Below are 13,715 nucleotides of genomic sequence, written 5' to 3'. Positions count from 1 at the left end.
TTATTTTTGGATAGATAAGAAACAAATTGTTTAATACTGGTACAAAATCTATACTCAATATTCATCCTATTTAAAAGTAGCTGTAAAAATAGAAAAATATATTAAAATTCATAATTTTAATAAAAATATAACAAAACTATGTAGGCGTGTATCAGTTTGGTGAACGCCTACTTGTTTACAATGTAAACGTGTGTATATTGCAAATCATAAACCAATGTATCTGTCAGATTTTTATAGATAGATTCTCTCCAATTGTAGGGGCAAACAAATGAGCCAAGAAGAAAAGTTACCGAAGATTTTGATCGTTGAAGATGACGAACGTTTAGCGCGCTTAACACAAGAGTATTTGATCCGTAACGGTTTAGAAGTTGGGGTTGAAACTGATGGTAATCGTGCCATTCGTCGCATTATTAGCGAGCAACCAGATTTAGTGGTGCTCGATGTGATGTTACCGGGTGCAGATGGTTTAACCGTTTGTCGAGAAGTTCGTCCACATTATCATCAACCGATCTTGATGCTTACCGCACGTACTGAAGATATGGATCAGGTACTTGGTTTAGAAATGGGTGCAGATGACTATGTTGCTAAGCCTGTTCAACCGCGCGTATTACTCGCGCGTATCCGTGCATTATTGCGTCGTACAGACAAAACTGTAGAAGATGAAGTTGCACAACGTATTGAGTTTGATGATCTTGTCATTGATAACGGTGGTCGCTCAGTAACGTTAAATGGCGATTTAGTAGACTTCACAAGTGCTGAATATGACTTATTATGGTTATTAGCTTCAAACGCTGGTCGTATTTTATCTCGTGAAGATATCTTTGAACGTTTACGCGGTATTGAATACGATGGTCAAGATCGTTCAATCGATGTTCGTATTTCTCGTATTCGTCCAAAAATTGGTGACGACCCAGAAAATCCAAAGCGTATTAAAACAGTGCGTAGTAAAGGTTATTTATTCGTTAAAGAAACCAACGGGATGTAAATCTCATTCTTCAGAGCTTTAATCACGCCGTACTTTTCAAAGAAAAGCTTACCTCCCTTGATCAGTGGGAGGTGAGGGGTGATTCAAAATTAGCTTGGAACTATTTACCTTATGGTGAGTCGAGTACTTAAAAACAGCATATTCTTGCGTATTTATGCTGGGTTGGTTGTATTGGTTGTTGTGGTTGCCGCATTTTGTTATTTGTTGGTGCAAATCATTAACTACCAAAGAGCGCAAGAATATCGCGAGTCTCTTACAGATGGTATTTCGTATGTCATCAGTGAGGGGGTATCTCGTCAGCCAGAAAAACAACAAAAATTAGATTGGATCTCAGATGCTTCTGATTTGTTGGAATTGCCGATCTATTATGTTGGCGCTGAGCGTGTAGAACTTTCTCGTACGGAGAAGAAACGAATTGCTGAGCAGAAATCGGTAGTTCGCTACGATGCAAATAATGGTATTGGTTATATCATTATTGGATTAAAAGATGATCCTGAGCATTTTATTTATATCAAAGTAGATAAGATCGGTGAGCGTCAAATGAAGGCGCTGCCAATTTTTGTGCTGGATTATTTGATTTTTTATCCGGGACAAGAACGAGAATATCTAGCCAAAATCAAAAAGCATTTCTACTATCCTATTGAAATTGCAAATATTCGAGATATTAATTTAGATTCAGAGCAAATTGGTCGTCTGCGTCAAGATCAGAGTGTGCTTCTATATAAAGATAGTGCAACTGTGCGTGGTACGACGATCTCGATTGTTTCACCAATGCCAAATCATCCTGCCCAAGTGCTGATACTTGGCCCAGTTCCAATGTTTAACTGGATGCCGTTCCAGCTTTCAGCTGGTATTACCTTATTTAGCTTGTTCTTATTGAGTCTTGGTGTATATGGTTTAATTTTACCGCTTGAACGTAAGATTCGTCAGGTACGTTATGCCTTGAATAAAATGAAGTCTGGTGACCTTTCATTGCGTGTGCCTATTGAAGGTACGGATGAAATGGCAAACTTGGCGTCAAGTTATAACAACATGTCAGATCATATCCAGCGTTTGATCGAAGCACAGCGAGAATTAATGCGTGCGGTATCGCATGAGTTAAGGACACCTGTTGCCCGTATTCGTTTTGGTATGGAAATGTTGGCTGAGGAAGATGACTATAGTTATCGTATTCAACAAGTCGATATGATTGATAAAGACATCGAAGCTTTGAATACTTTGATTGATGAAATCATGACTTATGCCAAGCTAGAGCAGGGGACACCATCACTCGATATTGAAGATATTGTCTTGGTGGAAGTGCTTGATCAAGTTGCGATGGAAACGGAAGCATTGAAAACTCAAAAAGAAATCGAGTTGATTGCACCGCCATTATCATTGCGAGTTGATGCTGAGCGACGTTATCTACATCGTGTTGTGCAGAATCTTGTTGGAAATGCAGTGCGCTATTGTGACAATAAAGTCCGTATCAGCGGTGGTATTCGTGCTGATGGCAAGGCTTATGTATGCGTTGAAGATGATGGTCCAGGGATTCCTGAGCAAGAGCGAGCGCGGATCTTTGAAGCCTTTGCGCGGTTAGATGATAGCCGAACCCGTGCTTCTGGTGGTTATGGCCTAGGTTTATCGATTGTAAGTCGAATTGCATATTGGTTTGGTGGTGAAATCCAAGTGGATCAAAGTCCTAACCTCGGTGGTGCTCGATTTATCATGACATGGCCAGCAAAACGTTATAAACAGCATGTGAAAAAATAAAACCCCAATATTGGGGTTTTGATCAAAAGCTTACTATTCTTGCACCGAAGAGTCTGGTTCTATCAATGGATGGCCAGACTTTAAGTTTTTTAGCGCATCTGCATTAAAGTCAATGAGTAGTGCATTGTTCTTAATATCAATTTTATATTTTTCAATAAGTGCTGTGTCACCATTCAGTGTTTCTACTTTATACGCATCAGCAATATTCAGAATACCTTCAAGATTTGTCGTTGTCGCAGCAAAATCCTCTCTAAAAACTTCGTATATATCTCTTAAGTCGAAAATCGCATTGTCAGCATCAGGATGTTTTCGGATATAACTTTCAACGTGACGCATCAAGAGCTGTGAAAAAAAGAAATAATCTGAGTCATGTGTGTATTCTAGATGCATATTTTTCTCCTTGTTTGCTTCTTTTAGAATACTCATCTATTCGGTCAGCAGTGTATAAAGTTAATTAAACCATGTAGCTGAATTGCAACATATTATGTCGAAAATACCACTTGGTTACGACCTTGTCGTTTTGCTTGATAAAGCGCATCGTCTGCTTGCTTAAATAATTGTTCAATAGAATGTTGATTTTCAGGTGTGCAAATGCAAATTCCGATACTGAGTTGAATAGAAAACTGTTGTTTTTTGTCGAGTTGAATAGGGGTGTTACTGACTTGTTGACGAATACGTTCAGCACATTGATAGACCACCTCAGGATTTGTGTCAGCGATAAATATTGCAAACTCTTCACCTCCTAATCGTCCCAGTAAATCATTTGGAGCTAACAGTGCTTGAATATTTTGCACACAACTTTGTAGTGCGAGATCTCCTGCTTGATGCCCATAATTGTCATTTACCTGTTTGAAGTGATCAATATCTAGCATTAGAAAAGCAGTGGTTTGTGATGCATTGGATGCTTGGTGCTGTAAGAGTTGCACAGACTGTAGAAACTGGCGACGTGTTAAGCTTGACGTTAACTCATCATGAGCAATGGTATGTTGTAGCTCTTGAATCAATTTGCTTCGAACCATATTGATGCTGGAGACGGTCAAAGGAGCGATCGTCATCATAATTAATCCAAGGCGAATGGAAATCGTATTGTTGAGATATTGTTCTGGATAAAGTAGTAGATAGTTTTGCGATACATGGTAAATCACAAAAGCACAGCTTATCGAAGTGATAATAGCAACTGAAAAATGACGATATCGAAGTGCACACCAAATCAGTGCAGCGATTGGGTAAAGAAGTGAGCCGGGGCCATTGTCGTAATAACCTATAGCAATAGAAAAAATAACGGCAAATAGGGGGAGGCTTTCTTGAACAGTTTGTGTTTTAAACTCAATAAGTTGTTGCTTGAATTCTGAAAAACGTGGCGCACTGATGATTGCGGGTAAAAGCAATAGTGCGTTTTGAATTTCGGCGGTAAACCAATAACCAAAATCTATCCAAAATGAACCTAAAGAAAATTGAGTATTCATATATGGAAGTGTACTTGCCGCAAACAACGAACTTGCTAAACCACCAATACAGCAAAAGCTAAATAAGGTTAAATAAAAGTAGCCTTGGTGCATCGAACGGATGTAGGAATTAAACTTTATATAAAGTATTAGTGTGGTGATGACATAAACTAAATTGGCCGAGTTTAGGCATATATTTAATAAAAAAGGCGTACCTTGTAACGCATCTGCCAGAAGATAACCTACCGCAGCACCGATAAAACTAATTGGATGGCGGGTTTGTGGAAATCGAATTAATAACCCAAGAAATACAGAGTTTGCTGGCCAAAATGAAGCAAGAAAAGTGAGATGACGTGTGGCGATCCCTAGCAGACAGCAAAGCAGAATGACTCCAGTAAAGAGTGCAAATAGTTTAAAAAATGATTGTGGTTTTAACGCAAGGTTCGCTCGTGACATCCTGACGTATTTCTATAGGAGGATAAGGTTGGCTATTATATAAATTTTGTTCAAAATTTCATCATAAATTTATATTAATGCAGTGATTTAGTTCATCGCGCAAGAATTTTGAACATTGGCTACAAAATAAGAATGTTTTTAATGCATGGATAAAGAAAAAAATGATCAATATTGTGCATTTGATTTGATTATTCGATTTTTAGGGGCGAATTAACAGTGATCTTGGATATATCCACAAATTTATGGACAAAATCATCCGAAAGACTAAAGCGCTTCAACTAGCATGAGAAATTAGAAATCAGGTACAATTGGCGGGATTAATTTTGTGTTTGGTGTATTTGAAGGCCAATACATACATTCTTTGTTAAAAATAGGCCTGCCAGGAGTTATCCCCGCATGAGTGCCATTACTCCATACGATTGGGCAATTATTGCCTTCGTGATCGGCGTTACATTTCTTTGCGTTTTTATGCTCACTGTTCCCTTACTCCTAGGGGGTAAAGCATGGGGACGTGCAAAGCAAGAGCAGTTTGAATCAGGTGTAGTTAGTGCGGGCGGTGCTCGTATCCGCTTGTCAGCCAAATTCTATTTAGTTGCAATTTTCTTTGTGGTTTTCGATTTAGAAGCCCTCTATCTCTATGCCTGGGCAACTTCAGTACGTGAAGTTGGTTGGGTTGGTTTTGCAACTGCTGCAGTCTTTATTCTCGTTTTATTAATTGGTCTGATTTATGAACTTTCAACTGGCGCGCTGAACTGGGCACCTTCTGATCGTCGTAAAGCGGCTGGTATTAAAACGAATATCGGTTCGCCAAATATGAATATTGCTGACATTACTCGATTCAATAACATTGAAGAGTTGGTTGTCGATCCTACTGGTCATATTCCAGCACAGTCTTCTGGTCGTGTTAAATCTAAAACACCGACTACATCATCATCTGAACAGGAGTAAGTCGGGATGAAATATACTTTAACCCGTGCGAATCCGGATGCCGATCAATATCCATTACAAGATCGTCAAATCGTAACTGATCCTCTTGAGGAAGAAGTTAATAAAAGCGTGATGATGACACGTCTTGAGGATGTGTTGCATACAGCAGTGAACTGGGGGCGTAAAAACTCTTTGTGGCCATTTAACTTTGGTACATCTTGCTGCTACGTTGAGTATGCAACGACATTAACAGGCGTACATGACTTGTCACGTTTCGGTGCTGAGGTTATTCGTGCTTCACCACGACAAGCGGATTTGATGATCGTTGCAGGAACTTGCTTTGTCAAAATGGCACCTGTAATTCAACGTTTGTATGAACAAATGCTTGAGCCTAAATGGGTGATTTCAATGGGTGCTTGTGCTAACTCTGGTGGTATGTACGACATCTATTCTGTGGTTCAAGGTGTAGACAAAATCATTCCTGTTGATGTGTACATCCCGGGTTGTCCACCTCGTCCAGAAGCATTAATCCAAGCATTGATGTTACTTCAAGACCAAATTCAATTAGAGCGCCGTCCACTTTCAGCCGTTATTGGTGATGATCTTCAGCCTGTGTATAAGCCAAAGATGATGCCAGAACGTGATCGTAAAAATGCTGAACGTATTGCGGTGAAAAATCTACGCTCTATGGATGAAATTAAATAATTTTAACGATGAGTTTTTGACATATTCGTGATGAATATGGTCATCGAAAAAATTGCCAGAATTTGTATTAAATAGGAAGCCAAGCCAATGGCTGAAACTGACATTGCTATGCCAGAATCAACGCAAGTTGATTCACGCCCAGCATTTGCAATCGTAGAAGAGCTCAAAACCAAATTTGGTGAGAATTTCTACGTGCAGGCGACTTTTGAAGAGTTTCCAACAGTCTGGGTTGAGCGCGCACGCGTGCAAGAAGTCCTCATGTTCCTCCGTAAAGTGGAACGTCCTTATGTGATGTTGTTTGACTTGTCTGCGGTTGATGAGCGTTTACGTGTTCATCGTGACGGGTTACCAGCATCTGACTTCACTGTGTTCTATCACTTATTATCGTTAGAGCGTAATAGTGACATTCGTATTAAAGTTGCATTGAATGAAAATGATTTAAGCATTCCAACTGCAACCAACATTTGGCCAAATGCCAACTGGTACGAACGTGAAGCATACGATATGTTCGGTATTGATTTCGCAGGGCATCCAATGCTCCGTCGTATCTTGCTACCAACTTATTGGGAAGGTCATCCTTTACGTAAAGAATATTCTGCGCGTGCGACAGAATACACCCCGTATATGCAAGACCAAGCGAAGCAAGATTTCGAACAAGAACATTTACGCTTTGTGCCAGAAGACTGGGGTCTAAAACGCGGGAACGATGACGAAGACTTCATGTTCTTGAACTTAGGTCCTAACCACCCATCTGCACATGGTGCGTTCCGTATCGTTTTACAGCTAGATGGCGAAGAAGTTAAAGACTGTGTGCCTGATATTGGCTATCACCACCGTGGTGTGGAAAAGATGGCTGAACGTCAAACATGGCATTCATTCATTCCTTATACGGATCGTGTCGACTACCTTGGTGGTTGTGCGCAAAACATGCCATATGTGATGGCTGTTGAGCAGCTTGCAGGGATTAAAGTACCTGAACGTGCACAAGTGATTCGTGTGATGTTGAACGAATTATTCCGTATCAACAACCATTTACTTTACTGTGGTACAGCAATTCAGGATGCGGGTGGTATGACCCCTGTATTCTACATGTTCGCTGACCGTCAAAAAGTCTATGACATCGTTGAAGCGATTACGGGTTACCGTATGCACCCAGCATGGTTCCGTATCGGTGGTACAGCACACGACCTTCCAAATAACTGGCAAAAGTTAGTTAAGGAACTGTTGGAGTGGATGCCGAAACGCTTGAATGAGTACTATACCGCTGCGCTTAAAAACTCAGTATTTATTGGTCGTACCCGCAATGTTGCGCAATACGATGCAAAATCTGCGTTGGCTTGGGGTATTACAGGTACTGGTTTACGTGCGACAGGTATTGATTTTGATGTTCGTAAATATCGTCCATACAGTGGCTATGAAAACTTTGACTTTGATGTTCCAGTGGAATATGAAGGCGATGCTTATGCACGTGTCTTGGTTCACTTCCGTGAAATTACTGAATCATTAAAAATCATTCAGCAGTGTTTGGATAATATGCCTTCTGGTCCATATAAAGCGGATCACCCATTGGCAGTTCCGCCACCGAAAGATAAGACATTACAAGATATTGAAACCTTGATTACGCACTTCTTAAGCGTGTCATGGGGCCCTGTAATGCCTGCGGGTGAAGCATCATTTATGACTGAAGTGGTGAAGGGTGCAAGTACGTATTACCTCACATCAGATAAGTCAACAATGAGCTATCGTACCCGTATTCGTACACCAACGTTCACACACTTACAGCAAATTCCTTCCGTGATTAACGGCAGCTTGGTATCTGATTTGATCATTTACTTAGCAACCATTGACGTGGTTATGGCTGACGTGGATCGCTAGGGGTAAACGATTATGATGATTTTGACTGATAAAAAACCACGTGTGAATGTTGAAGGAATTTTGACTGCTGACGAAATTCATGAAATTGAACATCACATTGGTCACTATCCGTACCCACGTGCAGCATCATTAGATGCATTGAAGTGTGTACAACGCCGTAATGGTTGGGTAGATGATGCACAAATGAATGCAATTGCGCAGTTGTTGACTATGAGCGTGGCGGATCTTGAAGGTGTTGCAACCTTCTATAACCGTATCTACCGTCAACCAGTTGGCCGCCATGTAATTCTATTGTGTGACTCAATTGCATGCTTCTTGATGGGTGCAGAAACTTTAGCTGAAGCATTTCAGCGTGAGTTGGGTATCCAGTATGGACAAACCACAGCAGATGGTCGTTTTACCTTGCTCCCAATTTGCTGTCTAGGCAATTGTGACAAAGGTCCAACGTTAATGATTGATGAGGATACGCATGGTCTTGTAGACGTATCATCAGTTAAACAGTTATTGGAGAAGTATGTATGAATACTGAACCAAAACCAATTTATGGCGACGGTAATCCAGAAACTCATCCGCTGACTTGGCGTTTGAGCAAACAAGAACACGTTCGCGCTGCTGATGACTACGAAGCGCTTGAGGGTTACGCTGGCTTTAAAAAAGCACTCAGCATGCCACCAAAAGACGTGCTTGAAGTCATTAAAGCTGCAACGGTCAAAGGTCGTGGTGGTGCAGGCTTCCCAGCAGGGATTAAATGGTCATTGATGGCACCAAATGATGGTGGTCCACGCTATTTGATCTGTAATGCCGATGAAATGGAACCAGGTACTTTTAAAGACCGTTTGTTGATGGAAAAACTTCCTCATCAATTGATCGAAGGCATGCTGATTGCAGGTTATACCTTAGAAGCAACTCAAGGTTACATCTTCATTCGTGGTGAATATGTTGAAGCCGCTCAATATTTAAATGAAGCATTAGAGCAAATCCGTGCCAAAGGTTACTTGGGTGACAACATCCTTGGAACAGGCTGGAACTTTGATATGCATGTTCATACAGGTGCTGGTCGTTATATCTGTGGTGAAGAAACGGCATTGATCAACTCATTGGAAGGCCGTCGTGCAAACCCTCGTACTAAGCCACCATTCCCGCAAGTTGCAGGGGCATGGGGTCGCCCAACGATTGTAAACAACGTTGAGACCTACAATAACTTGCCTGCAATTATGTTGCGTGGTCCAGAGTGGTACATCAACTTATCAGCACATAAATCTAAAGACCCAGGTACTAAGATTTATGGTGCATCTGGCAAAGTAAAATTCCCAGGACTTTGGGAACTACCTTTTGGTACAACTGCGCGCGAAGTGATTGAAGATCATGCGGGCGGTATGCGTGACGGTTTAACGTTGAAAGCATGGTTACCGGGTGGTGCATCAACAGATTTCTTAGCGGCTGAACATATTGACTTGCCTATGGATGCTGAAAGCATCATGAAAGCAGGTTCACGTCTAGGTACGTGTTTGTTGATGGTTGTTGATGAAACTCAATGTATGGTTTCTGCTACACGTAATTTAGAAGAATTCTTTGCGCGTGAATCTTGTGGTTTCTGTACACCATGCCGTGATGGTTTACCTTGGGCAGTGAAAGCGCTTAAAGCACTCGAAACAGGCGAAGGTAAGAAAGAAGATATCGACCATTTACAGGAACTGACTCGTAAATTATGGATCGGTAAAACTTTCTGTGCTCACGCACCAGGTGCGATGGAGCCGCTTATGGGCGCACTTAAATATTTCCGTAGCGAGTTTGAGGCAAAGGTTAAAACCCATGCTCCAGCTCTAGACGTAGAACAAGCTTAAGGAATTCGACTATGGCTACAATTCATGTCGATGGAAAATCGTATGAAGTCAACGGCTCAGAAAACTTGCTACAAGCATGTCTTAGCCTTGGCATCGACATCCCGTATTTTTGTTGGCACCCATCCTTAGGTTCTGTTGGTTCTTGTCGTCAATGTGCGGTGACTCAGTATGCAAATCCTGAGGACACACGTGGACGTTTGGTGATGTCATGTATGACACCCGCTGCTGACAATACCTATATCTCGATTGAAGACAAAGAAGCAACGGATTTCCGTGCGTCGATCGTTGAATTCTTGATGACGAATCACCCACATGACTGCCCAGTCTGTGAAGAAGGTGGTCACTGTCATTTACAAGATATGACGGTAATGACTCAGCACGACCGTCGTCGCTATCGCTTTACCAAACGTACTCACTATAACCAAGAGTTAGGTTCGTTCATTGCGCATGAGATGAACCGTTGTATCGCGTGTTATCGTTGTGTGCGTTACTACAAAGACTATGCGGGTGGTACGGACTTTGGTGTATATGCCAATGCTTCACGTGTTTACTTTGGTCGTCCAGAATCAGGTACTTTAGAATCTGAATTCTCTGGTAACTTGACTGAAGTTTGCCCAACAGGTGTATTCACGGATAAAACACATTCAGCACGTTATAACCGTAAGTGGGATATGCAATATGCACCAAGCGTATGTCATGGTTGTTCTTCGGGTTGTAACATCTCTCCGGGTGAACGCTATGGTGAAATCCGTCGTGTTGAAAACCGTTTCAATGGCTCTGTAAACCAATACTTCCTTTGTGATAAAGGTCGTTTCGGTGTGGGTTATGTCAACCGTGAAGATCGTCCACGTCAACCACAATTCCGTAATGGTGAAACTGTTGCGAATGTGACTGTGGATCAATCACTTGATCAAGTGATTGCACAGCTTCAAGGTAAGAAAGTACTAGGTATTGGTTCTCCACGCGCAAGTTTGGAATCAAACTACGCACTTCGCGAATTGGTTGGACAAGATAACTACTCAACAGGGATGTCTCAAAAAGAGCAAAACTTGGCTGAGTTAGCTGCATCAATCATGCAAACGCAGGGTATTTACAACCCGAACATGCGTGAAATTGAAAGCTATGATGCGGTGTTGATCTTGGGTGAAGACTTAACGCAAACTGCGCCACGTATGGCATTGTCTGTTCGCCAAGCGGCGAAAAATAAAGCCAAAGAAATGGCGGCTGCAACACGTACGCCAGACTGGTTAGCTGAACCTGTACAACGTATTGGTCAAGATGCAAAATCTCCAATTTATATCCTTGCGGCTACGCAAACTCGTTTAGCAGATGTAGCAACGGGTGAAGTCGTCGCATCGCCAAACGATATTGCACGTTTAGGTTTTGCTGTTGCTGCTGCGGTTAAAGGTGAGTCACTTGCTGGCCTAGCTGATGATGCAAAAGCATTTGCTCAAACCATTGCGGATACGTTGAAAGCAGCGAAAAAGCCATTGATTATCTCTGGTACAAGCTTACAAGATCCAGCGATTATGGAAGCAGCTGCACAAGTTGCACAGAATCTAGGTGAAAATGCGGGCTTGTCATTGACTGTTCCTGAAGTGAACACAATGGGCTTGGCATTGTTCGGTGGTTTAAGCCTAGAACAAGCTTTTGCACTAGATTATGATGCAGTCGTTGTTGTAGAAAATGATTTAACGCGTCGTTTGCCAGTTGCTCAAGTTCAAGCTGCATTTGATAAAGCTCAAACTGTGATCGTTTTGGATCATAGTGAAACTGAGACTTTGAAACTTGCTGATATCGTACTTTCTGCTGCAAGCTTTGCTGAAGGTGATGGTACTGTTGTGAGCCAAGAAGGTCGTGCGCAACGTTTCTATCAAGTGTATGACCCAAGCTATTACAAGCCTGAATATGCGATCAAAGAATCATGGCGCTGGTTACATGCCGTTGAGACGGGTCTTAAAGGCAAAGCAGTCGATTGGACATTGTTGGACGATGTCATTGAAGATATCGTGAAAAATGTTCCTGTGCTTGCTGCAATTGAAGATGTTGCTCCAGATGCTGGCTATCGTATTCACGGTTTGAAAATTGCACGTGAACCACGCCGTTATTCTGGTCGTACAGCAATTCGTGCGCCTTTATCGATTCATGAACCAAAACAACCGACTGATCCAGATTCAGCATTAACGTTCTCTATGGAAGGTTATGTGGGTAATCAGACAGCATCTTCATTAGTACCATTCGCATGGTCTGCGGGTTGGAACTCTCCTCAAGCTTGGAACAAATACCAAGATGAGGTGGGTGGTCACTTAAAAGGTGGTGATTCAGGTGTACGTCTATTTGATCGCTTAGCAAAACGTCCTGCACGTAGCTATGTAGCACCGTCGGCTGTTGTTGTGAATCCTGAAAGCTTCCGTCTTGTACCAATGCACCATATTTTTGGTTCTGGCGAATTCACCATTAAAACACCTGCGATGGAATCTCGTATCCCTGAAGCAATGTTTGCGGTGGGTGAACAAGATGCGACACGTTTAAATGTTCAAGATGGTCAACGAATTACAGTTCAAGCGGGCGAAACTAGCATCAGTTTACCTGTGCAAGTGATTGAATATTTACCAACAGGCTATATTGGTTATCCAATTGGTTTAGCACCAACAGTTTCATTGGCAGAGCCAGTGTCTGTGGCGGTAGGAGTGTAATTCATGAATCAAGAAATTATACGTCAAACGCCACTTTGGGCTGAAAATTGGCCAATTGCTTATTCAGTGATTCAAGCCATTGTGATCTTGCTTGTGGTAGTTTTGGTTGCTGCTTTGATGTCATTCATTGAGCGTCGTCTGTTAGCATTATGGCAAGACCGTTACGGTCCGAACCGTGTTGGTCCAGGTGGTATGTTCCAGATCGTTGCCGACATGCTCAAGATCATGTTTAAAGAAGACTGGACACCAAAGTTTGCTGACAAGCTCACTTTCCGTTTAGCACCAGCAGTTGCGATGGCAACTGCGGTACTCTCATTCATGGTCATCCCAGTGAGTCCTACACTAGGTGTAGCTGATATGAGTATCGGCCTATTGTTCTTTATGGCAATGGCGGGTATCGCAGTCTATGCGGTGTTATTTGGTGGTTGGTCTTCAAACAACAAATACTCATTACTCGGTGGTCTTCGTTCGGCTGCTCAAACCATTTCTTATGAAGTGTTCTTGGGTATCTCGTTGATGGGTGTGGTTGCAATCGCAGGTTCATTTAACCTTCGTGAAATCGTTGAAGCACAACGTGATATGTGGTTCATCATTCCGCAATTCTTAGGTTTCTTAATTTTCGTGGTTGCTGGTGTTGCTGTGACTCACCGTCATCCATTTGACCAACCAGAAGCTGAGCAAGAGTTGGCCGAAGGTTACCATGTTGAATATGGTGGTATGAAGTGGGGGATGTTCTTCGTTGCGGAATACGTCAACGTTGTTTTGATCTCAGCTTTGATCGTGACTTTATTCTTTGGCGGATGGCTTGCACCATTTAACTTAGAAATTCCATTTGTTCCACCAGTATTCTGGTTCGTGATTAAAACAGCATTCTTTGTAATGATGTTTGTCTTGGCGCGTGGTTCGTTAATGCGTCCTCGTTATGATCAAGTCATGAACTTTGGTTGGAAAGTGTGTTTGCCATTGGCGTTGGTCAACTTGTTGGTGACTGGTGCTGTGATTCTGATGAATCAGGCCTAGGACAGCAGGG

Annotated in this window: 11 protein-coding genes; 9 read left to right on the top strand and 2 right to left on the bottom strand. The window is 42.0% G+C overall.

What is annotated here, in order from left to right; translation table 11 throughout:
• Nucleotides 1-268: 268 nt before the first annotated feature.
• Complete coding sequence (gene bfmR, locus IO68_RS23090) at nucleotides 269-985, top strand: response regulator transcription factor BfmR (RefSeq protein WP_004881343.1); 717 nt, start codon at nucleotides 269-271, stop codon at nucleotides 983-985.
• 111 nt (nucleotides 986-1,096) lie between these two features.
• Nucleotides 1,097-2,737, top strand: coding sequence for a sensor histidine kinase BfmS (bfmS, locus tag IO68_RS23085; protein ID WP_007480951.1), 1,641 nt, complete (start codon nucleotides 1,097-1,099; stop codon nucleotides 2,735-2,737).
• A 33-nt stretch (nucleotides 2,738-2,770) separates the two neighbouring features.
• Here the strand turns inward: bfmS and IO68_RS23080 are convergent, their stop codons facing one another.
• Together IO68_RS23080 and IO68_RS23075 are read right to left on the bottom strand one after the other, a co-directional pair.
• The gene (locus IO68_RS23080) at nucleotides 2,771-3,127 is read right to left on the bottom strand and encodes a hypothetical protein (RefSeq protein WP_004881341.1); all 357 of its coding nucleotides are present in this window, start codon (nucleotides 3,125-3,127) and stop codon (nucleotides 2,771-2,773) included.
• A gap of 92 nt (nucleotides 3,128-3,219) precedes the next feature.
• On the bottom strand, nucleotides 3,220-4,638 hold the full coding sequence (locus IO68_RS23075) for a GGDEF domain-containing protein (protein WP_023013078.1): 1,419 nt from the start codon (nucleotides 4,636-4,638) through the stop codon (nucleotides 3,220-3,222).
• Between the two features lie 396 nt (nucleotides 4,639-5,034).
• Between IO68_RS23075 and IO68_RS23070 the strand changes: the two genes are divergently transcribed.
• From IO68_RS23070 to nuoH, 7 genes are all read left to right on the top strand, one after another.
• Nucleotides 5,035-5,586, top strand: a complete 552-nt coding sequence (locus IO68_RS23070) for an NADH-quinone oxidoreductase subunit A (protein ID WP_004881337.1) — start codon at nucleotides 5,035-5,037, stop codon at nucleotides 5,584-5,586.
• Nucleotides 5,587-5,592: 6 nt separating this feature from the next.
• The gene (locus IO68_RS23065; protein ID WP_004638049.1) at nucleotides 5,593-6,270 is read left to right on the top strand and encodes a NuoB/complex I 20 kDa subunit family protein; all 678 of its coding nucleotides are present in this window, start codon (nucleotides 5,593-5,595) and stop codon (nucleotides 6,268-6,270) included.
• A gap of 87 nt (nucleotides 6,271-6,357) precedes the next feature.
• The gene (nuoC, locus tag IO68_RS23060) at nucleotides 6,358-8,145 is read left to right on the top strand and encodes an NADH-quinone oxidoreductase subunit C/D (RefSeq protein WP_004881333.1); all 1,788 of its coding nucleotides are present in this window, start codon (nucleotides 6,358-6,360) and stop codon (nucleotides 8,143-8,145) included.
• Between the two features lie 12 nt (nucleotides 8,146-8,157).
• Complete coding sequence (gene nuoE / locus IO68_RS23055) at nucleotides 8,158-8,667, top strand: NADH-quinone oxidoreductase subunit NuoE (RefSeq protein WP_004881330.1); 510 nt, start codon at nucleotides 8,158-8,160, stop codon at nucleotides 8,665-8,667.
• Complete coding sequence (gene nuoF / locus IO68_RS23050) at nucleotides 8,664-9,989, top strand: NADH-quinone oxidoreductase subunit NuoF (protein WP_004881327.1); 1,326 nt, start codon at nucleotides 8,664-8,666, stop codon at nucleotides 9,987-9,989. Before nuoE ends, nuoF begins: the two co-directional genes overlap by 4 nt.
• Nucleotides 9,990-10,000: 11 nt before the next feature.
• A complete protein-coding gene (nuoG, locus tag IO68_RS23045) occupies nucleotides 10,001-12,685 on the top strand; it encodes an NADH-quinone oxidoreductase subunit NuoG (RefSeq protein WP_023013077.1) in 2,685 nt (894 codons plus the stop codon).
• Nucleotides 12,686-12,688: 3 nt separating this feature from the next.
• Entirely contained in the window at nucleotides 12,689-13,705 is a 1,017-nt protein-coding gene (gene nuoH / locus IO68_RS23040; protein WP_004881324.1) for an NADH-quinone oxidoreductase subunit NuoH, read from the top strand.
• The last annotated feature ends 10 nt before the right edge of the window (nucleotides 13,706-13,715 follow it).

The organism is Acinetobacter sp. COS3 (genome assembly GCF_000475335.1).
In the GTDB taxonomy this organism is placed as follows: domain Bacteria; phylum Pseudomonadota; class Gammaproteobacteria; order Pseudomonadales; family Moraxellaceae; genus Acinetobacter; species Acinetobacter venetianus.
Note: the sequence above shows the minus strand (reverse complement) of the source record. Positions and strands in the feature narration are given on the sequence as shown.